This window comes from Streptomyces sp. NPDC018693 (assembly GCF_044391385.1).
Taxonomy (GTDB): Bacteria; Actinomycetota; Actinomycetes; order Streptomycetales; family Streptomycetaceae; genus Streptomyces.
In genome coordinates this window covers 192,477-216,465 of sequence record NZ_JBIRZZ010000003.1, presented here as the reverse complement: position 1 = coordinate 216,465, position 23,989 = coordinate 192,477, and the positions used below count along the sequence as shown (strand labels likewise).

22 protein-coding genes and 1 tRNA gene are annotated in these 23,989 nt (G+C 71.2%); 7 read left to right on the top strand and 16 right to left on the bottom strand.

Annotation, left to right across the window (positions count from 1 at the left end):
* Window positions 1-46 precede the first annotated feature (46 nt).
* The 3 genes from ACH5AC_RS09360 to ACH5AC_RS09350 form a co-directional block, all read right to left on the bottom strand.
* Complete coding sequence (locus tag ACH5AC_RS09360; RefSeq protein WP_398861121.1) at window positions 47-652, bottom strand: lytic polysaccharide monooxygenase; 606 nt, start codon at window positions 650-652, stop codon at window positions 47-49.
* Window positions 653-793: 141 nt separating this feature from the next.
* The gene (locus ACH5AC_RS09355; protein WP_398861120.1) at window positions 794-1,915 is read right to left on the bottom strand and encodes an SPFH domain-containing protein; all 1,122 of its coding nucleotides are present in this window, start codon (window positions 1,913-1,915) and stop codon (window positions 794-796) included.
* Between the two features lie 69 nt (window positions 1,916-1,984).
* Entirely contained in the window at window positions 1,985-3,481 is a 1,497-nt protein-coding gene (locus ACH5AC_RS09350) for a peptidoglycan-binding protein (RefSeq protein WP_398861119.1), read from the bottom strand.
* Between the two features lie 185 nt (window positions 3,482-3,666).
* Here ACH5AC_RS09350 and ACH5AC_RS09345 point away from each other — a divergent pair.
* The 3 genes from ACH5AC_RS09345 (at window position 3,667) to ACH5AC_RS09335 (ending at window position 7,848) form a co-directional block, all read left to right on the top strand.
* Window positions 3,667-3,740 (top strand) — tRNA-Lys (locus tag ACH5AC_RS09345).
* A gap of 267 nt (window positions 3,741-4,007) precedes the next feature.
* The gene (locus ACH5AC_RS09340; protein ID WP_398861118.1) at window positions 4,008-5,882 is read left to right on the top strand and encodes a glycosyltransferase family 2 protein; all 1,875 of its coding nucleotides are present in this window, start codon (window positions 4,008-4,010) and stop codon (window positions 5,880-5,882) included.
* Window positions 5,883-5,904: 22 nt separating this feature from the next.
* Window positions 5,905-7,848: a galactose oxidase-like domain-containing protein gene (locus ACH5AC_RS09335; RefSeq protein ID WP_398861117.1), complete on the top strand. Its 1,944-nt coding sequence runs from the start codon at window positions 5,905-5,907 to the stop codon at window positions 7,846-7,848.
* Between the two features lie 18 nt (window positions 7,849-7,866).
* Here the strand turns inward: ACH5AC_RS09335 and ACH5AC_RS09330 are convergent, their stop codons facing one another.
* The 6 genes from ACH5AC_RS09330 to ACH5AC_RS09305 form a co-directional block, all read right to left on the bottom strand.
* On the bottom strand, window positions 7,867-8,877 hold the full coding sequence (locus tag ACH5AC_RS09330) for a glycoside hydrolase family 6 protein (protein ID WP_398861116.1): 1,011 nt from the start codon (window positions 8,875-8,877) through the stop codon (window positions 7,867-7,869).
* A 157-nt stretch (window positions 8,878-9,034) separates the two neighbouring features.
* Window positions 9,035-9,733, bottom strand: a complete 699-nt coding sequence (locus ACH5AC_RS09325) for a class F sortase (protein WP_398861620.1) — start codon at window positions 9,731-9,733, stop codon at window positions 9,035-9,037.
* 32 nt (window positions 9,734-9,765) lie between these two features.
* Window positions 9,766-10,344: a hypothetical protein gene (locus ACH5AC_RS09320; RefSeq protein ID WP_398861115.1), complete on the bottom strand. Its 579-nt coding sequence runs from the start codon at window positions 10,342-10,344 to the stop codon at window positions 9,766-9,768.
* A gap of 119 nt (window positions 10,345-10,463) precedes the next feature.
* On the bottom strand, window positions 10,464-11,243 hold the full coding sequence (locus tag ACH5AC_RS09315) for an HAD-IIA family hydrolase (protein ID WP_398861114.1): 780 nt from the start codon (window positions 11,241-11,243) through the stop codon (window positions 10,464-10,466).
* 196 nt (window positions 11,244-11,439) lie between these two features.
* A complete protein-coding gene (locus ACH5AC_RS09310; protein ID WP_398861113.1) occupies window positions 11,440-12,303 on the bottom strand; it encodes a hypothetical protein in 864 nt (287 codons plus the stop codon).
* 175 nt (window positions 12,304-12,478) lie between these two features.
* A complete protein-coding gene (locus ACH5AC_RS09305; RefSeq protein WP_398861112.1) occupies window positions 12,479-13,558 on the bottom strand; it encodes an ROK family protein in 1,080 nt (359 codons plus the stop codon).
* Between the two features lie 47 nt (window positions 13,559-13,605).
* On the opposite strand from ACH5AC_RS09305, the gene ACH5AC_RS09300 reads away from it, so the two are divergent.
* Window positions 13,606-14,685 (top strand): Gfo/Idh/MocA family oxidoreductase, encoded by a 1,080-nt coding sequence (locus tag ACH5AC_RS09300; protein ID WP_398861110.1) that lies wholly within the window; start codon window positions 13,606-13,608, stop codon window positions 14,683-14,685.
* A 136-nt stretch (window positions 14,686-14,821) separates the two neighbouring features.
* Window positions 14,822-15,331, top strand: a complete 510-nt coding sequence (locus ACH5AC_RS09295; RefSeq protein WP_398861109.1) for a heme-degrading domain-containing protein — start codon at window positions 14,822-14,824, stop codon at window positions 15,329-15,331.
* 174 nt (window positions 15,332-15,505) lie between these two features.
* Here the strand turns inward: ACH5AC_RS09295 and ACH5AC_RS09290 are convergent, their stop codons facing one another.
* From ACH5AC_RS09290 to ACH5AC_RS09265, 6 genes are all read right to left on the bottom strand, one after another.
* The gene (locus tag ACH5AC_RS09290) at window positions 15,506-16,627 is read right to left on the bottom strand and encodes an amidinotransferase (protein WP_398861108.1); all 1,122 of its coding nucleotides are present in this window, start codon (window positions 16,625-16,627) and stop codon (window positions 15,506-15,508) included.
* Between the two features lie 142 nt (window positions 16,628-16,769).
* Window positions 16,770-17,627, bottom strand: a complete 858-nt coding sequence (locus tag ACH5AC_RS09285; RefSeq protein WP_398861107.1) for a fumarylacetoacetate hydrolase family protein — start codon at window positions 17,625-17,627, stop codon at window positions 16,770-16,772.
* A gap of 184 nt (window positions 17,628-17,811) precedes the next feature.
* Window positions 17,812-18,546, bottom strand: coding sequence for a YidC/Oxa1 family membrane protein insertase (locus tag ACH5AC_RS09280; RefSeq protein ID WP_398861619.1), 735 nt, complete (start codon window positions 18,544-18,546; stop codon window positions 17,812-17,814).
* A gap of 133 nt (window positions 18,547-18,679) precedes the next feature.
* Entirely contained in the window at window positions 18,680-18,952 is a 273-nt protein-coding gene (locus ACH5AC_RS09275) for a DUF6412 domain-containing protein (RefSeq protein WP_398861618.1), read from the bottom strand.
* A gap of 182 nt (window positions 18,953-19,134) precedes the next feature.
* Window positions 19,135-19,767, bottom strand: coding sequence for a hypothetical protein (locus tag ACH5AC_RS09270; protein ID WP_398861106.1), 633 nt, complete (start codon window positions 19,765-19,767; stop codon window positions 19,135-19,137).
* Complete coding sequence (locus ACH5AC_RS09265) at window positions 19,764-20,519, bottom strand: class E sortase (protein WP_398861617.1); 756 nt, start codon at window positions 20,517-20,519, stop codon at window positions 19,764-19,766. The genes ACH5AC_RS09270 and ACH5AC_RS09265 overlap by 4 nt, the downstream gene beginning before the upstream one ends.
* Window positions 20,520-20,835: 316 nt before the next feature.
* Here ACH5AC_RS09265 and ACH5AC_RS09260 point away from each other — a divergent pair, with 316 nt between their 5' ends.
* Window positions 20,836-22,308, top strand: a complete 1,473-nt coding sequence (locus tag ACH5AC_RS09260) for a glycoside hydrolase (RefSeq protein WP_398861105.1) — start codon at window positions 20,836-20,838, stop codon at window positions 22,306-22,308.
* Between the two features lie 24 nt (window positions 22,309-22,332).
* On the opposite strand, the gene ACH5AC_RS09255 is transcribed toward ACH5AC_RS09260, so the two are convergent.
* Window positions 22,333-22,632 (bottom strand): DUF1905 domain-containing protein, encoded by a 300-nt coding sequence (locus ACH5AC_RS09255; RefSeq protein ID WP_398861103.1) that lies wholly within the window; start codon window positions 22,630-22,632, stop codon window positions 22,333-22,335.
* Between the two features lie 115 nt (window positions 22,633-22,747).
* On the opposite strand from ACH5AC_RS09255, the gene ACH5AC_RS09250 reads away from it, so the two are divergent.
* On the top strand, window positions 22,748-23,761 hold the full coding sequence (locus ACH5AC_RS09250; protein ID WP_398861102.1) for an SEC-C domain-containing protein: 1,014 nt from the start codon (window positions 22,748-22,750) through the stop codon (window positions 23,759-23,761).
* Window positions 23,762-23,989: the final 228 nt, after the last annotated feature.

Sequence of the window (23,989 nt, the reverse complement as noted above, 5' to 3'; positions counted from 1 at the left end):
GCCGATCACGGGGGCCGCTCAAGGGAAGCTCAGAAGATCGGCGGCTTCAGAACGTGACGTCCGAGCAGGCGTAGAACGCGTTGCCCGTGTCGTGGACCGTCCAGACCGCGAGGATGACGTGGTGGCCGCTCAGCCCGGTCGGCAGGACGCCGCTGTGGGAGAGGGTGGACGGGGGGCGCTGACCGCCGTAGGGCACGGTCAGGAACGGGGTGAGGGTGAGGTCGGAGCGGGACAGGTTGTGGTTCTGGTTCCAGCCCTGCCTGGTGACGAAGTACTTGAAGTCGGTCGTGGCGTGCATGGCGGTGAACTGCCAGCGGAAGGTGTAGCTCTGCCCGCCGGTCACCCTGGTGGTCGGCCAGGCGCCGCCGTTCGGGGTGCGCGGGCTGTCGAGCGGGGCGAAGCGGGTGTTGCCGCCCGAGCAGATCCGGCCGTCGGCCGGTCCGGCCGCCGGGAAGCCCTTGGGCCCCTCGACGCTCTGCGGCTCCCATCGGATCTCGCCGCAGTTGGTCACCGTGCCGTTCTGGCAGAGCTTCTGCCTGCTGATGGGGAGGTCGGTGTAGCCGTGGCCGGTGGCGCCACCGGAGGAGAGCACGAGGGCTCCGGTGGTGGCGAGGCCCAGCACGGCCGCGTTCAGCTTGGTCCTTGTGCGCATGCTGCCGCTCCTGGAGAACGTGGGGAGTTCCGGGGAGTTCAGGACGTTCCGAGGTTCGGGACGCACCTGAGGCGTGCAGGTCTAGACCAAGTCCGAGATTATGGCCGCGTGGTGGACATGTCCATACCAATCACGTCCGGATTACGGCGTCTGTTCGCCGCGCCCCGCGCAGAACGCCACCGTCAGGTCCTTCACCAGCGCCTTGCGCTCGTAGTCGTCCAGCTCCACCAGGCCGCGCATGGTCAGCCGGGTCACCGTGTCCTCGACCGAGTCGACCACCGAGGTGAGCATGGACGCCCGCTGCTGGGCGTCCAGCGCGGCGATCCGGCGGCGGTGCATCGCGGCGGCCACCTCGGGGGCGTACTCGGCGCGGACCGGCTGCACGGAGTACACCTCGACCCCCACCGCGCCCGCGTCCCGCGCCACCAGCCGGGTCAGCGCCTCCCCCGCCGCCCCCACCGGGCCGCGCCCCGAACCCGGCATCTCCACCGGGACCCGCGCCAGCGCGGCCTCCACGCACTCCCGCAGATAGGTCTCGTGGTCCTCCACCCCCAGCGTGGCCCGCGCGGTGTCCCGCACCCGCCACACCACCAGCACCACCACCCGCAGCGCGACCCCGCCGGCGTCGGCGGCCGGCATCGGCTCGCTGCGCCAGTGCCGCAGCCGTACGTCCACCCGGCGGCGCAGCAGCAGCGGGTTCACCCACAGCAGACCCGTGCGGCGCACGGTCCCCCGGTAGCGGCCGAACAGCCCGAGCACCCAGGCCCGCCCGGTGCGGCCGCGCGCCAGCCCGCCGAGGCCGAACAGCCCGAGCGCGCCCGTCCCCGCGTACGCCGCCCACTGCGCCGGCCCCAGACCGGTGCCCGCGGACCCGGGCAGGCCCAGCGCCTCCAGCAGCTGCGGCGGCAGCACCCCGGCCCACCAGGAGGTGACCGCGCACCCGGCCGCCCCGCAGGCACCGGCCAGCACCCCCGCCGCGCCGGGCAGCACCCGGGCGGGCCGCTCGACGAGGGCGGGGTCGACCTGGGCCACCGGCCGGGAAGCGGACTGCGCCGGGCGGCGGAAGCGGGGCTGGTCGGCGCCGCCCTCGGCCTGGGGGCGGGTCACCACGGCGGGGCCGACCGGCACCGGCTGCGGGTCGGGCTCGTCGCGGAACAGCAGGTGGACGGGGATCTCGGTGGTCGCCTCGTTCTGGATGAGCCGCCCGGGCCGGGCCTGGCTCTCGTCGGGTTCGGGGGTGCGTGGGGTGGTCGTACTGGTCATACCTGCCTCCAGCCTCCGCGCCAGATGCGTGACAAAGGTGCGATGGGGGGTGGGTGGGGGTGAGGTGCGTCAGGAGAACAGCCGGCGCCAGGTCTCCGGCCCCGGGTAGCCGTCCGCCGCGGCGCCGCGCCAGCCCTGGGCGCGCTGGAACGCCTCGACGGCACGGCGGTCCGCGGCGCCCCAGCGCGGCCCCGGGCCCAAGGTGTAGTACCGGCCGTACCCCTTCTTCACCAACTGCTTCCCCAGCTGGGTGACATGGGCGTTGTTCGCGCCGGGGCGGAACATCGCCCGCCCGGGAAACGCGGGCGCCCGCGCAGAGGGAGTGGCTGTGGGCGTCGGAGCCTTGGGGGCGGGGACGGGCGTGCCGGCCGTGCCGGGGGCGATGTCGCGGCCCTGTCCGCCGACCAGCAGCGCCCAGGTGCGCGGGCCCGGCAACCCGTCGGCGTCGGCGCCCCGCCACCCCTGGGCCTGCTGGAACGCCTGAGTGGCCCTGCGGTCCGCCTCGCTCCAGCGCGGGCCGGGGCCGACTCTGTAGAAACGTTTCGCGCCGCGCTCGACGAGCATCCGGCCCAGCTGGGTGACGTACGCGTTGCTCACGCCCGGGCCGAAGGACGACCGTCCGGGGAAGCGGACCGTCTCCTTGGGGTCGGTGCTGCCCGGCTTCTCGTTGTCGGTGCTGGCCGGCTTCTCGTTACCGCTCTCGCCCGGTCCTGGAGCTGCCGGACCGGCCGGACTGCCCGGACCTGGCGGACTGCCCGGACCTGCCGCGTCCGTCGTGCCTTCCGCGCCTTCCGTGCCTGCCGTGTCCGCTGTGACCCCCTGGTAGCGGTAGGCGACATAGTGGTCGGAGTGGCTCCAGTAGGCGTACGGCGTGGCCTGGTGGCGGGTGCCGGGGCGGGTCTGCTCGTAGGCGAAGTAGTAGCTGTGGGTGTAGTCGGTCCAGCCGCCGAAGATCGTGACGTGCGAGCCCTTCTGGGGGTCGGCCGGGTTGTGGAAGAGCAGTATGTCGCCGGGCTGGAGTTCCTCCTTGGGGATGCGGGTGCCGTACTTGTCGAGGGTGCCCGTCCATTCGTTGCCGGGCAGGTTCCAGGCCATGGAGACGAAGCCCGAGCAGTCCTGCCGGTAGCCGTCGGACCAGTAGGCGGTCATGCTGTACGGCACCTTCGCCGCGACCCAGGTCTTCGCCCGCCGGATGATGTCGGCGCGGGTCGTGGCCGGGATCTTCACGGCGGCCGGGGTGGGGACGGGCGGGGTGTCCGACGGGTTGACGGGCCCGCCGGCGGGGCCGTGCAGCGGGGCCTTGTCACCCTGGGGGGTCTCGGGCTCGTCACCTGCGGGAACGCCCGGGCGAGCGGGGCTGTGGGGGGCGGCCAGGGCGGGGGCGACGGGGCCGGCGGTCAGCGCCGCGGACGTCGCCGCGACGACGACGGCGGCGGCAGCGCGATGCCCGGTCGGAGCGGGGCGGGCGCCCGGATTCAGCCGCTGGAGCGCGCATCCGGAGCAGTCGCAGTCGGTCGTGGGATCGATGTCCTCGAATGCAGGGGTCCCGCATGCCGGAGTTTCCATGAGATGCCCCTCACACTCCAGAGAGAAATGTCACGCATGTGCACATTGATCAGTTTCACAACCGTCTTCGGGACGCGCATGTTGACGGTCCGAATGATGTACGCGGGCACGGAGGGGGCGCACGGTTGGCCGACAGGCGGTCGGAAGCACCTCCGGAGGTCATGTAAAGTTAACGACGTCAGCAGGCGCCGCTAGCTCAGTTGGTTAGAGCAGCTGACTCTTAATCAGCGGGTCCGGGGTTCGAGTCCCTGGCGGCGCACAGACAAGGAAAGCCCTCCGCGAAAGCGGGGGGCTTTTCTGCTGCACCCACCTGCTGCACCCACCCACCTGCCACACTCACCCGCCGTGCGCGCACACCTCCTCCACGCATGCTCCACAATGCCCCCGTATGCCCGGTAAACAGCGCGTTGCACACCTTGCGATCATGCTCGGGCGCATAGACCCTGTTTCTCAAGATGCTGCGGATACGCGGCAGTTGGGGGGATCACAGACACGCGCCGTCCTGCGCGTGTGTGGGGGGAGACACATGACGGTGCCTGCGCACCATTCCGTCGGTACGGTCACGTTCCGACGTCTCAGGAGGACGCTTCCGAAGTACGACTACGAGCACTACAGCAGGCTCGCCGGGCCGCTCACCGAGCCCGGGTCCGACCGGCCCTACAGAGTGCGCTACCGCTCGCTGCTGGCGCAGGAGCCGCACCGGATCCGTGCCGCGCTCATGCTGGGTGCGGCCCCGCTTCTGTCACTGGTGCTGCTGGTGTGGCTGCTGAGGCCCGAGCACTGGACCCAGCGCGACCATCCGGAGTACGGCTTCCTGCCGGCGCTGGACGTCGTGATGCTGGTCTCGATCGGTCTGATCGAGTCCTTCCGCTGTCTGAACGTCCTGTCGAACGCGCACGCGACCCTGGTCGCCCGCGACCCGGTCCCGGTGGTGCCCGAGACCGGCACCCGGGTCGCCTTCCTCACCACGTACGTCCCGGGCAAGGAGCCCCTGGACATGGTGACGAAGACCCTGGAGGCAGCCGTTCGGCTGCGCCACCGGGGTCTGCTGCACGTGTGGCTGCTCGACGAGGGCGACGACCCGGAGGTGAAGGAGGTCTGCGCGCGCCTCGGCGTGCACCACTTCTCCCGCAAGGGCGTCGAACGCTGGAACCGGCCCTCGGGCCCCCACCGCGCCAAGACCAAGCACGGCAACTACAACGCCTGGCTGGAGGCCCACGGCGACGCCTACGACTACTTCGCCTCCGTCGACACCGACCACGTGCCGCTGCCCAACTACCTGGAGCGGATGCTGGGCTACTTCCGCGACCCGGACGTCGGCTTCGTGATCGGCCCGCAGGTCTACGGCAACTACGACACGTTCGTCACCAAGGCCGCCGAGTCACAGCAGTTCCTCTTCCACGCGCTGATCCAGCGCGCCGGGAACCGCTACGGCGCCCCCATGTTCGTCGGCACCTCCAACGCCGTACGGATCTCCGCGATCCGGCAGATCGGCGGGCTGTACGACTCGATCACCGAGGACATGGCGACCGGCTTCGAGATGCACCGCGCGAAGAACCCGGCGACCGGCAGGCGCTGGAAGTCCGTCTACACGCCGGACGTCCTCGCCGTCGGGGAGGGCCCGGCCGCCTGGACGGACTTCTTCACCCAGCAGCTGCGCTGGTCGCGGGGCACCTACGAGACGATCCTCAAGCAGTACTGGAAGGGCTTCTTCTCTCTCCCGCCCGGGCGGCTCTTCAACTACACGATGATGATCGTGTTCTACCCGATGTCCGCCCTCAACTGGATCCTCGCCGCGCTGAGTTGCGCCCTGTTCCTGGGGCTCGGCGCGTCCGGCGTGAACATCGACCCGGCGGTGTGGCTGATGCTCTACGGCAACGCCTCCGCGCTGCAGATCGGGCTGTACCTGTGGAACCGGCGGCACAACGTCTCGCCGCACGAGCCGGAGGGGTCCGGCGGGATCGCGGGCATGGTGATGTCGGCACTGTCGGCACCCGTGTACGCGCGCTCGCTGATGGACGCGGTGCTGCGCCGCAAGAGCCGCTTCGTGGTGACGCCCAAGGGGGACTCCGCGAGCCCCGACACCCTGTTCGGCACCTTCCGCATCCATCTGTTCTTCCTGCTGGTCTTCGGTGCCTCGATCGCCGCCGGCCTCGTGCTGGGGCACGCCCATCCCGCGATGATCGTCTGGGCCTCGCTGGCGCTGCTGATCACCGCCTCGCCGGTGGTCGCCTGGCGGAGGGCCGTACGGGAGGAGCGACGCCGGCGCGTGCGGAAACGGGAGGTCGTGCTGGACGAGGAGGTGGTGCCTGAGGAGGAGGTGGTGCCTGAGGAGGGGCCGGTGGTCGAGGAAAAGCTGGTGCTCGGCGGGCTGGGCGGGCTGGGCGCACCGGCGAAGTGAGGGGACCGGGGGGACGTAGCGCATGAGGGAACGGGCAGGGGCGGGGCTGCGGCGCGCCCGCAGGCTCGCGGTCAGTACGGCGGTCGTCGTGGCGCTCGCCGCGGCGAACGGGCCCTGGCTCTACCGCGTCGGCACGGCGCGCTACCACGCGTATGCCATCAGCAGACCCGACTACCTGGCCGCCAACGGGCAGTGGAAGACCGTCGAGTTCCCCGAGGAGTACCGGCAGAACACCATCCACGCGGTCCTGCTGCACACCGGCAAGGTGCTGCTGGTCGCCGGGTCCGGCAACAACCAGGACAACTTCGACGCCAAGCGGTACGACACCCGGCTGTACGACCCGGTCAAGGGCACGGTCAAGAAGGTGCCCACACCCAACGACCTGTTCTGCACCGGGCACGCCCAGCTGGCCGACGGGAAGGTCCTGATCGCGGGCGGTACGAAGCGGTACGAGAAGCTGGAGGGGGACGTCACCAAGGCCGGCGGCCTGATGATCGTCCACAACGAGAACCCGGACAAGCCGGTCACCCTGCCGGCGGGCACCCTGTTCACCGGGCGGGAGAACCGCAAGACGTTCGTGTCCAAGGACCCGGTGCTGGTGCCGCGCGCGACCAAGGTGTTCGACAAGAAGACCGGGAAGTTCCTGCGCAACGATCCCGGGCTCGGGCGGATCTACGTCGAGGCGCTGCGGTCCGGGGCGCGGTATGAGACCGGCACCCAGGACAACTACCGGATCAAGGGGCTGACCGGGGCCGACGAACGCAACACCTACGGCATCGCGCAGAAGCTGGCCCTCGACAAGAAGGACTTCCAGGGGATCCGGGACGCCTTCGAGTTCGATCCGGTCGCCGAGCGGTACCTCAAGGTCGACCCGATGCACGAGGCCCGCTGGTATCCGACGCTCACCACGCTGAGCGACGGGCGGGTGCTCGGTGTCTCCGGGCTCGACGACATCGGGCAGCTGGTGCCGGGGAAGAACGAGGTGTTCGATCCGGCGACCGGGAAGTGGACGTATACGAAGACGGTCCGGCAGTTCCCGACCTACCCGGCGCTCTTCCTCATGCAGAACGGGAAGATCTTCTACACCGGGTCGAACGCGGGCTACGGCCCCGATGACGTGGGGCGCGACCCGGGCGTGTGGGACGTGCGGACGAACGTGTTCACCAAGGTGCCCGGGCTGAGTGACCCGCAGCTGATGGAGACCTCCGGAAGTGTGCTGCTGCCGCCCGCACAGGACGAGCGGTACATGGTGATCGGGGGCGGTGGGGTCGGGGAGTCCCGGAAGTCGAGCCGTAAGACGCGGATCGTCGACATGAAGGCCGAGGAGCCGCGGTTCGTGGACGGGCCGTCGCTGGAGAAGGGGACGCGGTATCCGCAGGTGTCGGTGCTGCCGGACGACAGTGTGCTGGTGTCGGGGGGTTCGGAGGACTATCGGGGGCGGGGGGACTCCGATGTTCTCCAGGCCAGGCTCTACCACCCGGACACGAATGCGTTCGAACGGGTCGCGGATCCCCTGGTCGGGCGGAACTACCACGCCGGGTCGCTGCTGTTGCCGGACGGGCGGGTGCTGTTCTTCGGGTCCGACTCGTTGTTCGGGGACAGGGCGAACACGAAACCGGGGGAGTTCGAGCAGAGGGTCGAGATCTACTCGCCGCCGTATGTGTTCCAGGGGGAGCGGCCCGAGTTGGGCGCGGGGCCGGAGCGTATTGCTCGCGGGGCCTCGGGGACGTTCCTCTCCCAGGACGCCCGGTCGATCCGGAAGGTGCGGCTGATTCGGCCCAGCGCGTCCACCCATGTGACGGACGTCGAACAGCGGTCGGTCGCCCTGGGGTTCACCACGGCCGGGGACCGGGTGACGGTGACCGTGCCGGGGAACCGGAATCTGGTGCCGGGTGGGTGGTACATGCTGTTCGTCACGGATGAGAGGGGGGTGCCGAGTGTGGCCCGGTGGGTTCGGGTGCCGTAGCGCTCTGCGGCCGCGGCCTCACCGTCCGGCCAGCCCGAGGGCATAACTCGCCCACCATTCACCCGCCTTCGGGCCCCCCTTGCACTCCCCGTCCGACTCCCCCGGGCGCTTGACCCACAGGTAGGCGTCCACCAGGGGATCGGCCGTCCGGGTCGTCGGTGTCTCCCCCAGGGCCCTGCCCGGGGGGTTGCACCAGCGCTCGCCGGGGTCGCCCCGCTCGTAGGGGCCGTTGCCGTTGCGGCTGGTGTCGATGACGAAGTGGCTGCCGCCGAGCTTGGCGGACAGCTGCTTGCCGTACGTCAGCGAGTCCCGTGTGCTGTAGAAGTTGGAGACGTTGACCGAGAAGCCGTCGGCCCGCTCCACCCCCGCCCGCCGCAGCGGCTCGTGGATCTCGTCGGGGCTGCCCCAGCCGGCGTTGCCCGCGTCGACGTACACCTTCGCGTTCTTCAGGGACTTGAGGGTGGTGACCGCGCCGGAGAGCAGGGTGTAGCGCTCCTCGTGGTACTCGGCCGGGGTGCAGCCGTCGGCCATGTGCAGCACGGCGTCGGGCTCCAGGACGATCAGGGCCGGGCGGTCGCCGACACCCCGGGCCACGCCGTCGATCCAGGCGCGGTAGGCGGCGCCGTCGGGTGCGCCGCCCCGGGAGTACTGGCCGCAGTCACGGTGCGGGATGTTGTAGAGGACGAGCAGGGCGGTACGGCCGGCCCGGTCGGCGGCCTCGGTGAGGCGGCTGGCCTGCCCCTCCGGGTCGTCCGGGCTCAGCCACTCGCCGGTCGGCTGCTCGGCGATCCTGCGGATCAGGTCGGCGGACGCCTGGTCGCCGGCCTTCTCGTACGCGGCGACCTGACGGGACGCCGTACCGTCCGGGTTGACCCAGAACGGAGCGGCCTCCTTGGGCTGCTGGGTGATGCGGGGGGTGGCCGGGGGCGCCGGGCTCGGCCTGTCACGCGATTCGCCTTGCCCGCCCGAACACCCCGTGATCAGCAGCGCCGAGCTCAGAGCGGCTACGGCGGCTCTCCTGACGTACATCCAACTCCCCCTTGGCGCACGGTTGTTCGTCCGCATTTCGCCCGCCCCAATCGTGGCATAGGACGCGGGTCGGCCACGAGGTCGCACGGTGTCATCGGGGCGGCATGGGGGTGAGTGTGTTGGTGAGTGTCCGGGGCGGTCAGGGGCCGGTTCGCGGTCACGGGCCGGTTCCCGTCAGGTACGCCGACACGATGACGTTCGCCGTGTAGCTGCGGCTCGCCCGGTCGAAGGTGCCGCCGCAGGTGATCAGGCGGAGTTCGGCGCGGCCGGACTGCCGGGTGCCGTAGGCGTGCCGGGCGTCGAACAGGTCGCGGCGGACCACCTCGACGTCGTCGACGGTGAACTCGGCGACCTTGCCGTCGGCCCGCACCACGCGGACCGTCTTGCCCGGCTCCAGCGTGCTGAGCTTGAAGAAGACGGCCGGGCGGGTCTCGGTGTCGACATGGCCGACCATCAGCGCGGTGCCCTTGGCGCCGGGCGTGGCGCCGGCCGCGTACCAGCCGACGACGCCCGCCTGCTCGTAGGGCGGCGGATCGATCGCGCCCTGCGGGTCCAGGCCGCGGGACACGACCGGGGCCTGGACGCCGATTTCGGGGATGTCGATGCGCTGCGGCAGCGCGGTGCCGAGCGGCTTGGCGGCGGGCGGGAGTTCGACTCCGGCCGGGCGGCCCACGGCGGCCACGTCGCCGGTGGTGGGGGGCGATGTCCCGTGCCGTACGTCGGTCACCTCACGCCCCCACAGCCACAGCCCGAGCAGCAGGGCCGCCCAGGCCAGGCCGGTGAGCAGGCGTCCGGTCCCGGAGGAGCGTCCACCGCAGGGGGGTGTGCCGTCGGCGGGTGTGCCGTCGGCGGGCATGCTGTCGGAGCGTGTGCCGTCGGACATCGCGGTCAGTCCGTCCTACGGCTCCGGCGGCGCGCGCCGCGCAGCGCCACGGCGGTGGCCGCCGCGCCCGCCAGGACCAGGCCGGTCACCGCGTGCGCGGTGCCGGGCCCGGCGGCACGGTCCTCCTCGTCCGCTGCGGCGAGCCGCTGTGCCGCCCCGCCGCCGCCCGCCTGCACGGGGGCGATCGGGGAAGCGGGCACGGAAGGCCGCTCCGACGCCGCTACGACCCTGATCGTGCCCTTGATCCGGAAGTCGGCGCAGGTGATCTGCACGTCGTAGGAGCCGGCCTGGAGCGAGGAGCGGACCCTGGTCTCGCCGATGAGGTTGCCGTCCGCGCCGACGAGCCGGGCGTCCGCGACGAACGCCTCCGAGACGGCGACCGCCGTCTTCCCCGCGCAGCCGGTGACGCGCAGCGCGACATCGGCGCCGACGGCGGGGCTCGACGGGGTCACCGAGACGCTGCCCTTGCCGTTCCGTCCGCCGCCGTCGCCCCCGTCGGCCGCGTGGGCGGCGTGAGCGGCGGGGAGGAGTGCGGTGGCGGCGAGAGCGGCGCCCGTACAGAGAGTGACTTTCAGTGGACCCATCGTGTACCTCCTGTAGTCAGGAGGCTGCCCCGCGGGGCGCGTTCCTGCATCCGGGATGGTCCGAATGGGTGACTTTCGCGCGGCTTTGGTTTTCAAACCGTGCGCTTCAGCAGCGGGTTTCAGATCCGCTCGACGAGGTCCGCGATGGAGTCCACGACCTTCGACGGGCGATACGGGAAGTTCTCCACCTGTTCCGGCCGGGTCAGGCCGGTGAGCACCAGGTACGTCTGCATGCCGGCCTCGATACCGGCCAGGACGTCGGTGTCCATGCGGTCGCCGATCATCGCGCTGGACTCGGAGTGTGCGCCGATCGCGTTCAGGCCCGTGCGCATCATCAGCGGGTTGGGCTTGCCCGCGAAGTACGGGTTCTTGCCGGTCGCCTTGGTGATCAGCGCGGCGACGGCACCGGTCGCGGGCAGCGGGCCCTCGGTCGACGGCCCCGTCTCGTCGGGGTTGGTGCAGATGAACCGGGCGCCGTCGTTGATCAGCCGGACCGCCTTGGTCATGGCCTCGAAGGAGTAGGTGCGGGTCTCGCCGAGGACGACGTAGTCCGGCTCGTGGTCGGTGAGGATGTAGCCGATGTCGTGCAGGGCGGTGGTCAGACCGGCCTCGCCGATGACGTACGCCGAACCGCCGGGCCGCTGGTCGTCCAGGAACTTGGCGGTGGCCAGCGCGGAGGTCCAGATGTTCTCGATCGGCACCTCCAGGCCCATGCGCTTCAGGCGGGCGTGCAGGTCGCGCGGGGTGTAGATGGAGTTGTTCGTCAGCACAAGGAAGGGCTTGCCGGATTCGCGCAGCTTCTTGATGAACGCGTCGGCGCCGGGGATCGGGACGCCCTCGTGGATGAGCACACCGTCCATGTCGGTGAGCCACGACTCGATGGGCTTGCGGTCTGCCATGTGCGGGATCTCCTGCCGTACGCCTGGGCGCGGTGCTGCGTGCGCTCAGCCTAATCACAGGCCGGATCTTGAGGGAATGGCCGGATGGCACGGTCTCAGTCTCCGGTCGGGCAGGTGTCGGGCGGGGGTTTGGGCCGGCATCGGGCGGGTGGTGGGCGTGGTTCAGCGGCGTCCAGGGCCCGGCGCGCGGTTGTGCTCAGCGGCGTCTTCGGGCCGGGAGCAGCGCGGCGCCCACCGCGGCGAGGGAGCCGGTGAGGAGGCAGGCGGCACCGAGGACGGTCGCGGGTACGCCGAGGCCGGTGCTGGCGAGTTCATCCGCCGCGTCCTCCGCCGCGTGCTCTGCCGTGTCCTCCGCCGCGTCCTCCGCCGCGTCGGACGGGGAACGCCCGGCGTCCGGGGAGGCGGTGGGGGCGGTGGGGGCAGCGGCGGTGGCAGTGGCGGCGTCGGGGTCGGCGTCGGCGTCGGGATCCTGGGTGGGCAGGGGACCGCTCCCGATGGTGAAGCGGTAGTCGTTGGACTGGCCGATCCAGTCGCCGTCGTCGCCGTGCCGCTGGACGACGGCCGCGTTGGCGGTGATGTCGTTCGGGGCGGTGGCGTCGGAGGTGAGCATGAGGCGCACCCTGACGGAGACGGTCTCTCGAGGACCGACGGTGAAACCGGGGAAGCCGTCGAAGGCGCCGACGAGTTCGTCCTGGTCGGTGACCTCGAAGTCGACGGGATGCGGGCGGCCCTCGGCGTAGAACTCCATGCGCGCCTGCCCCGGTTTCAGCGCGCGTGCGCTGTCGACGAGAACGACGACCGGATGGATGCCGGTGCAGGTGCGGGCCGTGGTGTTGGTCAGGTCCAGGTACCAGGTGCCGTACTCGCCGCCGGGCTCATAGGCGCCGGGGCCTCCGTGCAGGCGCGTGGTCAGCGGGAACTCGCGGGAGTCGGAGGCCACGCAGGCGGGCACGGGCCTGGGCACGGACGGCTCCGCGTGCGCGGGCACGGCGGCGAAAGCGGCGAGAGTGGCGGTTAAGGCGAGGGTGAGGGCGGCGGGCTTACTCGGTCGCATGGTCATGTGAGCCTGCGGGAGCGGGCAGGCGTGGCAGTGGCGCCACTCCGGGCGCGGCCCGGAGCCCACCCATTCAGCTCATACGACTTTCACACGCCCGGCCGACCGCTGCCTTTCATACGACCGATGGCCTCGCCCCCTGCCCTTCCCTTCCCCGCTCCGCCTCCCCCGCCTCCCCCGCCTACCCCTCCTCCCGCCCAAACACCGGCGCCACCAGCAGCTGGGCCGCGCCCTCGGCGACCGCCCACGCTCCTCCGGGCGCGACCGAGACGGGCACGGCCCCCGCACCCGCCCCCTCCCGCAGGGCCCGCGCGTCCAGCACCGCCGCGACGCCCCGTACGAACTCCACCGGCGCCGACTCCACCATGCGGCCGCCGACCAGCACCCGGTCGATGTCCAGCAGCCCGACGAGGTTGGCGGCGCCCGCCCCCAGCACCCGGGCCGCCTCCGCCACGTCGCCCCGCCCGATGGCGGCCATGCACAGCGCCTCGACGCACCCGCGATTACCGCAGGAACACACGGGCCCGCCCAGCTGGATGACCTGGTGCCCGAACTCCCCCGCCCTGGTCCGGGCCCCCCGGTGCAGGCTGCCGCCGATCACCAGGCCCGCACCGAGCCCCGTACCGAGATGGAGGTAGGCGAAGGAACCCCGCTCACCGCCCACGGCGAGGCCGAGAGCCACCGCGTTGGTGTCCTTGTCCACCACGACCGGCGCCTCCAGCCGCCGCTCCAGCTCGTCCCGCAGCGGGAAGCTGTCCCACTCGGGGAACCCGGTGACCCGGCGCAGCACCCCGTGGACGTGGTCGAGGGGTCCCGGCAGGGCGACGCCGACACCGAGCAGCGTCCCGGGCGCGGCGGACGCCGACTCCCCGGCCTCCCGCACCACCGCCCCGACGACCGCCTCGGCCCCCGCCCCCAGATCGAGCGGCACACACTGTTCCCGGAGCACCTTGCCGTCGAGGTCCACGAGCACGGTCCGCAGCTCGTCGCGGTCCAGGTGGACGCCGACCGCGTGCCCGGCGTCGGGCACCAGCCGCAGGACCGTGCGCGGCTTGCCTCCGGTGGAGGCCCGGCGGCCCGCCTCGGTGGCGAGCCCCTCCTCCCGCAGCCGGGCGGTGATCTTGCTGACGGCCTGCGGGGTGAGCCCGGTGCGCTCGGCGAGCTCCAGCCGGCTGATGCCCTCGCCGCCGGCGGTGCGCAGCAGGTCGAGCACGAGCGCGGTGTTGTGGCTTCGCAGGGCGAGGACATTCACATGACCCATTGTCCTCCTCACTTGCACTTTGGCAACACCGTTGCGAAAGTGCCTTCATGACTACAGGTACGAGCGGCACCCCCCTCCGCGTGGGCCTCCTCGGCTACGGCCTCGCCGGTTCCGTCTTCCACGCCCCGCTGATCGCCGCCACCGAGGGCCTCGCCCTGGACACGGTGGTCACCTCCCACCCCGGGCGGCAGGAGCAGGCCCGCGCCGCGTTCCCGGACGTACGGACGGCCACCACCGCCGAGGAACTGTTCGACCGGGCGGGCGAGCTGGACCTGATCGTCATCGCTTCCCCGAACAAGACCCACGTACCGCTCGCCACCGCCGCGCTGGACGCCGGCCTGCCGGTCGTCGTCGACAAGCCGGTCGCGGGCACCGCGGCACAGGCGCGCACCCTGGCCGCCCTCGCCGACGAACGCGGACTGCTCCTCTCCGTCTTCCAGAACCGCCGCTGGGACAACGACTTCCTCACCCTGCGCCGGCTGCTCGCCGACGGCGAACTGGGCGACGTATGGCGGTTCGAGTCCCGCTTCGAGCGGTGGCGTCCGCAGCCGAAGGGCGGCTGGCGGGAGTCCGGCGACCCCGCGGAGATCGGAGGTCTGCTGTACGACCTCGGCAGCCATGTCGTCGACCAGGCGCTGGTGCTGTTCGGCCCGGCGGTGTCGGTGTACGCGGAGGCGGACGTCCGCCGGCCCGGCGCCGAGACCGACGACGACACCTTCCTCGCGGTCACCCACGCGAACGGCGTCCGCTCCCACCTCTACGTCTCCGCCACCGCCGCCCAGCTCGGCCCGCGCTTCCGGGTGCTGGGCTCGCGGGCCGGCTATGTGAAGTACGGCCTCGACCCGCAGGAGGCGGCCCTGCGCGAGGGCCTGCGGCCCGGCCCTGGCTGGGGTGAGGAGCCGGAGGCGCTCTGGGGCCGGGTGGGCTCCGGAGAGTCCCCGCTGACCGGGGGCGGACGACCCGAACGGACCCTCCCCGGCGCCTACCCGGCCTACTACGCTGCGGTGGCCGAGGCACTGATCCACGGCGGCCCCAACCCGGTGACCGCCCTGGAGGCGGCGTCCGCCCTCGATGTCCTGGAGGCGGCCCGCCGTTCGGCACGAGACGGAGTGGCGGTGACGTTGTGACGACCGGCTCTGAGACTGGACGGACTGCGGCGTCCGAGGCTGGATGGGCTGCGATGGCACGGACTGCGGTTGCATGGACTCCCCCGGGGTTCACCTCGGTGTTCGCTTTCGAGATCAGCATGGCGGTGATGTCGTGATGACCGGAACAGGGATCACCCCGAGGTTCAACCCCGAGATCACCCCGACAATCGAGGAACTGGAGGCCCAGGAACGCCGCCTGGTCTTCCGGCAGTTCACCTACGACGACGCCTGGGCGCTGGGCTCGCTGCTGGTCGAGCTGGCCCGTGAGCGCCAGGCCCCCGTCACCATCGACATCCACCGGGCCGGCCAGCAGCTCTTCCACGCGGCCCTGCCCGGCTCCACACCCGACAACGACGCCTGGATCGCCCGCAAGCGCCGGGTGGTGGAGCGCTACGGCGCCTCCTCCTACCTGGTCGGCTCCCGATTCCGCGCCAAGGGCACCACCTTCGAGGAGTCCTCCCGCCTCGACCCCGACACCTACGCGGCGCACGGCGGCTCCTTCCCGATCCACGTCGAGGGCGTCGGTGTCATCGGCGCGGTGACGGTCTCCGGCCTGCCGCAGTTGCAGGACCACCGGTTCGTGGTGGAGGCGCTTGAGGAGTTCCTGGGCAAGGGCTACGAGTAGGCCACGCCCGGCCGGTGCCGGTCAGCGGTCTCATCGGCGGTCACCGGGCCCGGCCGTCACCGGGCCCCGCCGTCACCGGGCCATCGGCCGTCACCGGGCCCGCGGTCGTCATCAACCGCCATCGGCTCATCGGTCGCCAGCGGCCGTCGTCGGCTCATCAGTCGCCAGCGGCCGTCACCGGTCCACATACGACTGCAGCGTGCCCCGGCGCCGGATGTCGAGCGTCGCGCAGTGGAACGAGCCGCCGAACGGCGCGTAGTGCATCAGGTCGCACGGGATCGGCTCGAACCCCCACCGCTCCAGCGCGCGCAGCATGCCCGTGTGGTGCCGCTCCGCGATCACCCGCCGCTCGTCGATCATCAGCACGTTCATGCTGAGCCACTTGCCGCACATCGAGGTGATCTGGAGCAGCCGCTCGCCGATCGGGTCGGGCTCGGGGGCGACCAGCACGTCCCACGAGTCCAGCACCTCGGGCAGCCGGTCCACGTCGATGTACTCGGGGTTGACCAGCACCCGGCCCGGCGCGAGCGGCACGAACGTGGTGTCGATGTGCATGGGTGTACGGCAGCGGCTCTCGACCTCGTGGACGCGGTAGCCGGGCCCGAGGTGGCGGCGCAGCCACTCGATGCCCATCCCGTTGGTGACATTGCTGCGCGTGACGAACAGGTCGCGCCCCGCGCGCACGAAGTCCGCCGCGTCGAACACCGGCTCGAACTCGGTCAGGATGTACCGCATCGGCTCCCCGGCCTCCGGGATGCGGAAGTCCCCGTCGAACAGCGCGTCGGTGAGCTGCGGTCTCGGCGCCGCCGTCCAGCGCGCGCCGCGCCGGAAGTACTCCTTGAGCAGCGCGCGGTAGGAGTGCGTCTCGAAGTACCGGCACGGCCACGCCATCGGCGTCTCGATGATCTCGTCACCGATCACGAGCATGCTGTCGCGCGGGCAGGTGTTGCAGAAGCCGCGCGACGACCAGTCGGGTGTGCCGAAGCGCCGCCGGTGGTCGACCGGGTCCGGGCGCCTGACGGTGACCCCGAGGGACCGCAGCAGCGCGACGAACCCGTCCAGCTCCCGCTGCGCCCGCTCGACCAGCACCCGCGGATACCGGCGGCCGGCGGCCACCCCCAGCAGCCGCGCCGCCCACGGCGGAACATTGCAGGTGACGACCGGATGACCGGAGGGGAACGCGGCACCGTCGAGCCGGCCGACGACGACCTCCTCCAGCGGATCCCACTCGGTGTGCGAGCTGACCGGCGAGACAAGCGGCTCCGCGGCATCGCCGGTCGTGACCGACGATGCCATCGGGGCCGCCGTCCTGCCGGGCGGATTCTGCGCTACGGCCATACCCAAACGCTCTCGATCGCGGCGGAACAAGCACTGACCTGCCCCTGGTAACCAGGTACGGGCAGGTCAAACCCGCCGCGATCACATCCGCCGCGATCGCTCAGGCGTCCTTGAACTCCTGCCGCTGACGCCCCAGCCCCTCGATCTCCAGCTCCACGACGTCCCCCGCCCGCAGGAACGGCTTCGGCTCGGGCTCCCCGAGCGCCACGCCGGCCGGCGTCCCGGTGTTGATGACATCACCGGGGTACAGCGTCATGAACTGGCTGACATACCGCACCACTTCCCCCACCGGGAAGATCTGCTCGGCCGTCGTCCCGTCCTGCTTCAGCTGCCCGTTGACCCAGAGCCTCAGGGCGAGCTTCTGCGGGTCGGGCACCTCGTCGGCGGTCACCAGCCAGGGCCCGAGCGGATTGAACGTCTCGCAGTTCTTGCCCTTGTCCCAGGTCCCGCCCCGCTCGATCTGGAACTCCCGCTCCGACACGTCGTGCGCGACCGCGTACCCGGCGACATGAGCGAGGCCCTCCTCCGCCGACTCCAGGTAGCGGGCCGTACGTCCGATGACCACGGCCAGCTCCACCTCCCAGTCGGTCTTGGTCGACCCACGCGGCACGAGCACGGTGTCGTACGGCCCGACGACCGTGTCCGCCGCCTTGAAGAAGATGACGGGCTCGGCGGGCGGCTCGGCACCCGTCTCCCGCGCGTGGTCGTGGTAGTTGAGCCCGATGCACACGATCTTGCCGATCCGCCCCAGCGGCGCCCCGACCCGCAGCCCCGTCGCATCCAGCACGGGCAGCTCACCGGCCTCGGCCGCGGCACGGACCCGGCCGAGCGCCGCGTCATCGGCGAGCAGCGCGCCGTCGATGTCCGCGACGACACCCGACAGGTCGCGCAGGGTTCCGTCGGCGTCCAGCAGCGCGGGCCGCTCCGCGCCCGCCGTACCGACTCGCAGCAGCTTCATGGAATCTCACCATCTCCCTCGATCGCGGGCGCCCGACCGACGGTCTGCGGCCGGAGTGCGGCCGGGGCCACACAGCCATCGGAGGACTGGTCGATCCTCCAAGCTCGACGTCCAGTCCGCAATACCCGGTTCACAGACTGGACCATAGGGACTCAGGGACTCAGGGACTCAGGGACTCAGGGACTCAGCGGTACAGCACCGCCCTCTCCACGGCACTCCACGCCGTACTGGTGACCACGTACAGCGCGGCGGCCAGGGGCACGACGGCGACCGTGACGAGCGTGAGGAAGGACATCAGCGGCAGCACCCTGGTGACGGCCCCGAGCCCGGGGACCTGCGCGTCGGCCGACCCGCCGGCCAGCCCACCAGCCAGCCCGCCGGACTGCGCCTCGGCCATCGTCCGCCTGGTCCGAAGGTAGGTGAAGGTCGCCAGGGCGGCCACCACGACGAACAGCCCCAGGTACACCGTCCCCGCGCCCCCGAACACGCCCCCGTCCGCCAGCGCGTCCGTCCACCGGTCACCGAGGGGCGCGGCGAACAGCCGGTGCCCCAGCAGCTCATTGGTCTCACCTCCGATCGTGGTGTGCGAGAAGACGTAGTACAGGACGAAGAAGGCGGGCAGCTGCAGCAGGCTCGGCAGACAGCCGGCCAACGGCGACACCTTCTCCCGCGCGTGCAGCTCGACCACGGCCCGCTGCAGCCGCTCGGGGTCCTTCCCATGCTTCCGGCGCAACTCGGCGATCCGCGGCTGCAGCGCCGCCCGCGCCCGCTGGCCCCGCGCGGCGGCCCGCGACAGGGGGTGCAGCAGCAGCCGTACGCATGCGGTGAACAGGACGATCGCGGCGGCGGCCGCCGAGGCGTGGAAGAGGGGTTCGAGCAGCTCGGCCAACTGCTCTACGAGTCGGACGAAAACGGACAGGGGTGAGGACATGGGTGAGGAACCCTCCAGGGGTCTCGTCGTGCCGGGGCGGTGTTACTGACGGCATGACGACGACCGCGCGGGCATCAACCCTCCGGTGAGGTCCGCTGCTGGCGGTGCTGCCCGGTGTGCCCTACGCGACGGCCGTCGGGAGGGCCTGTCCGGGCGCTCGGGGCCGTATTCGACCGGACGCGTCGGGGTCGCGCTGCGCCAGGAACGCCGTACGGCGGTCCCGGTCACGTATCGCCGTACGCACCCGCGTCGACGGCAGGGCGGGCGCACTGCGCCCGGCGACGAGGGCGGCGGCGATGAGGGCCGCGCCGACGGCGGCGGTCGCGGCGAAGGCGACGGCGGTTCCGAGGCTGCCCGGACCGAGCAGGACGAGCTCGAAGAGGAAGAGGTCCAGGGCGACAAAGAGAAGGACGACACCGCTGCCGGGCCGGCGCGCTGCCGAGCGACCACGCCCACGGCCACTCGCCACGGTCACCCCTCCCCTCTGCCTACTCCGCTCTCGGGACCAGACTCCGAACGACTGTCCGTCATCCGTGAAAACGGCCGGGCCGCCACGGCGGTTCCCGCTCACCCCGATCAATTCCGCCCGTCCAGATGCCCGTCCGGATGCCCGTCCGGATGCGCGTCCGGATGCGCGTCCATACGCCCGTCAGTACGCCCCTCCACCAGCCCGTCGATCCGCCCAAGCCGACGCAGCACCGTAGGCCATGGCTCGTCGGGACCCTCGCCGGAGAGGGCGAGGTAGGCGGGACCGAAGACCTTGTCGAGCAGAAAACCGGTGAGGTCGCCGCCGAGCCGGTCGAAACGCTCGCTCTGCCACCAGATCGTTCCGATGTCGGGGAAACCCCACACCTCACCGGTCGCCCGGTGCAGAAAGAACGGATGCTCATCGATCTTCCCCGCACAGAACCACTCCTCCCGCCCGAGCCGCACGGGCCCGCCCTCCACGGAATCGGCGTAGAACTGCGAGCGAGGTGCGTACTTGGCGCCGAAGAGCACCACCGCGCCGAAGATCCCACCATCGGCCCTCGCCAGGAAGTCCGCGTAGACAGCGGGGAGTTCCTCCGGCAGAGGCCACGGCCCGCCATACCCCTCGGGCACGCTGTTCATCATGCCGAGGTCGAGGTCCTCGGCGAGGAGAGGCCGGGCAGCGGCGACCAGCGCGTCCAGGCGGTCGGAGGGGCACGCCTCGATGCCCCCGGGCCTCACTGTCCCCGAGGCCGCATGGACATCAGCTTTCCCCACACCACCAGACGGTACTTGGAGGTGTACTCCGGGGTGCAGGTGGTCAGGGTGAGGTAGTGGCCGGGCGCGGTGTAGCCGTAGGTGGGCCTGGTCAGGCTGCGCGGGACGGGGCGCAGGACGCCGGAGTCGCCGGGTGAGGTCTCCGGCAGGATCCCGTCGACGGCGTAGGTGAAGACCGCCGCCTTCGTCTCGACCTCGATGGTGTCCCCGGGGCGGAGCCGGTTGAGGTACCGGAAGGGTTCGCCGTGGGTGTTGCGATGCCCGGCGACGGCGAAGTTCCCGGCCTGGCCGGGCTGCTGGGTGCCCGCGTAGTGGCCGACGTACCCCTTGTTCAGCACGTTCCGCTTGCTGATGCCCTCGGCGACGGGGGCGCGGAGGTGGAGGCGGGGGATGCTGAGGACGGCGTACGCCTGCGAGGGTAGGGGTCGGTTCGACGCGCCGGCGGAGCCGCGGGTACCGCTGCCCGCCTGCCCCCTGCCAGGCCCCGTATCAGCGTCGCTGTCGCTGTCGCCACCGGCATCGGCATCGCCGCCGGAGTCGATGGGCGCGCCGGAGCCACTGCCCCACTCCCGCTCCAGCGCCTGGACCTTCCGCTCGGCCCCGTCCTTGGCCTCCAGGTTGGTCCACCACATCTGATGGACGACCAGCAGAAGCAGCAACACCCCAGCGGTGACGAGGAGTTCACCCCCGGTCCACACCACATGCCGCATCCGCATCCGCACCCGCACCCGCACCCGCACCCGCACCCGCACACGACCTCCTCCGCACACCCGCCCACGCCGTTCGCCCGCACGATAAGGGCCGGAGCACAAGGTCTCCAGACCCGCACATTCACGACCCCGCGTTCGTACGGTCGAACCCGCCCCTCCGCCTTCCTCCACAGGTTTGAGAAAGGGCTGCCAGAACTCTCGACAACACCACACGCCACCCCCGATGCTTCAGCAACCCACCGCGAGGCACCGCACCTGACGCACGGCAACTCGCCTCACCCGACTCACCCCACCCCTCGAACAAGCATCGAGCGGAGAATCCATGATCCGGCGCAGAACACTGCTGACGGCCACGGGCGGAGCCCTCATGGGGAGCGCCCTGGCGACGGGCACCGCCCACGCCGACGCGACGATCGCCGTCAACCCCTCGACGACGTACGGCATCTGGGAGGGCTGGGGCACGTCCCTGGCCTGGTGGGCCAACGTCTTCGGCGACCGCGACGACTTCGCCGACCTCTTCTTCACCACCAGGTCGGTGACGTACAACGGCACCACCCTCCCCGGTCTGGGCCTGAACATCGCCCGCTACAACCTGGGCGCGTGCAGCTGGAACAGCGTGAACGGCGAGTCGATGGTGGTCTCGCCGAACATCCCCGCCTTCAAGCAGATCGAGGGCTTCTGGCAGAACTGGAACAACGAGGACCCCGCGTCCTCGGCCTGGAACTGGTCGGCGGACGCCAGGCAGCGCGCGATGCTCGTGAAGGCGACACAACGAGGCGCGACCACGGAACTGTTCGCCAACTCCCCGATGTGGTGGATGTGTTACAACCACAACCCGTCGGGCGCCGCGAACGGCGGCAACAACCTCCAGTCCTGGAACTACCGCCAGCACGCCTCCCACCTGGCGGCCACGGCCCTCCACGCCAGGAACAACTGGGGCGTGAACTTCGCGACGGTCGACCCCTTCAACGAGCCGGCCTCCACCTGGTGGACCGCCACCGGCACGCAGGAGGGCTGCCACCTGGACCCGGCGGTCCAGGCCGCCGTACTCCCGTACATGCGCAGCGAGTTGGACAGACGCGGCCTGACGGGCATACGCGTCTCCGCGTCCGACGAGACGAACTACGACACGGCACGCTCGACCTGGGCGTCCTTCAACTCCTCCACGAAGGCCCTGGTCAACCAGGTCAACGTGCACGGCTACCAGGGCTCGGGCGGCCGCCGCGACCTGCTCTACACGGATGTGGTGACCACCGCCGGCAAGAAGCTGTGGAACTCGGAGACGGGCGACAGCGACGGCACGGGCCTGACCATGGCTTCCAACCTCTGCTACGACTTCCGCTGGCTGCACCCCACGGCCTGGTGCTACTGGCAGGTCATGGACCCCACGACCGGCTGGGCGATGATCGCCTACGACCCGAACACCCTCCAGCCGACGACCATCCAGACCAAGTACTACGTCATGGCCCAGTTCAGCCGCCACATCCGCCCCGGCATGCGCATCCTTGACACGGGCGTGAGCTACGCGGCGGCGGCCTACGACGCGACGGCCCGCCGCCTGGTGATCGTGGCCGTGAACACGAGCGCCTCGGCCCAGACCCTCACCTTCGACCTCTCCCGCTTCGCCACGGTCAGCGGCGGCTCGGGCGGCCTGGTCCCCCGCTGGAACACGGTGACGACCGGGGGCGACCGCTACCGCTCGTACTCGGACACGCGCCTGAGCGGAAAGTCGGTGGCGGTGCCGTTCGCGGCGAGGTCCGTCCAGACGCTGCAGATCGACGGCGTGACGATGTAGTGTCCCCGCCCCGGGGCGCGGCCGTCACGGCGACAACGGCAGCCGGACGGTCATCTCGACATTCACGTCATCCCCTACCGAGAGCCCCTGGGGCATACGCACGGCACTCTTGAGCGGCAGCAGATAGCCACCGTCCTTCGGAAAGAGCGACGTGTCGAAGACGGCCCCGCCGATCCGCACCTCGACCGGAATCACGCCCCACCCGTACGTGGCCATCGCGGCCACGTCCCGAATGTCCGCGCACTCTTCCTCCGGCACCGGAACGAAGTAGTACGGCGCCGGCCCCCGCCACTCGATCACCCGCCCCTCGAAGACAAACCGCACGTCCCCACACCCCCGTTCCCTCATGACCGACCACGGACAGCCGGAAAACTACCTCCTCCCGCTCCGACCGGCAGCCCTCTCACCTTTGTCACCGACGGGCAGTACGGTGTCGTGCATGCGCCCCGACACGCCCGCCGAGAACGTCGACCACACCGCCGAAGCGGCACGCCTGGAGCGAACCGCCGACCGGTATCCCGAGGACGCCGAAGCCCTGCTCCTGCAGGCCGCGGCCCACCGGGAACTCGCCGGCGACCGCCCCGCCGCGACGGCCCTCTACGACCGCCTGCTCTCCTCCCAGGCCGACCTGGAGAACCCCCACCTGGTACGAGCCCTCAAGGCGTCGAACCTCTGGGAGTACGGCCACGAGGCGGAAGCCCGGGCGATCATCGACGGCATCCGCGCGACGGCGCCCCGCGACCCGGCCCCCTGGGTGATCATCGCGGAGTCCCTCGAATCCCATGACGAGCTGGAAGCGGCGCACGAGACCTTCACGGAGGCCGCCCGCCTCCTCCTGGCGGACGCCCCGGAACCCCCGTACGCCACCCACCCCCTCCTCTTCGGCCGCCACCGAGTCCGCCGCATGCTGGGCGTGCCCCACGACGACTGGGACACCCTCGCCGACACCGTGAACTCCGCGTCGATCTCCCTGGACGAACTCCACGACCCCAAGCGCGTCTGGTCCCTGGGCTCCAACAACCCAGCGGAACTGGAAGCCGAGATCACCCGCCTCCGCGCGGAACTCGGCACCTACCGCGAGGCCCTCTCCCGCCCCTTCCCGGTGGCGGTCCTGCACTGGCCGGCACCCGAACTCAACGAACTCCTGGCCGACCACCCCTCCCTCTCCACGGAATACCCCTCCTACGAGACCCACCTCACGACCATAGAGTCCTCCCTCCGCGAACTCGCCGCCTCCGGCACCCAGAACCTCGGCATCGTCACAGGCACGGTCCCCTCCTACGAGGCATTCGCCGCCTCCGAGGGCTCCTCCCCGTCGGACCCCACCCTGCTACCGCAGTACGCGACGACACTGGCGGCGCGGGGGAGGGCGGTGGCTTGGCCGCCGCAGCGGGGGGCGGGTTGTTGGTGCGGCTCGGGGCGGGTTTATGGGGAGTGCCACGGGGCCGAGTAGGCAGTTGGCCAGTCCGACAACAACACGTCACTTACATACCGTGAGAGCCTCAGCCCTGCGCGGCTGAGGCTCAAATGCTTCCAGGCATTCCACTGCTCACCTCACGGCACGTGGACCACGCCTATCAGGTCCGCGGCTCATGGGCACTCGGTATCCAAGGCAAGTGAACTGCGGTGCGAGCGAAGCGACTTGCAAACAGTCCATTCGTATGATTTTCTGATCGCCGCG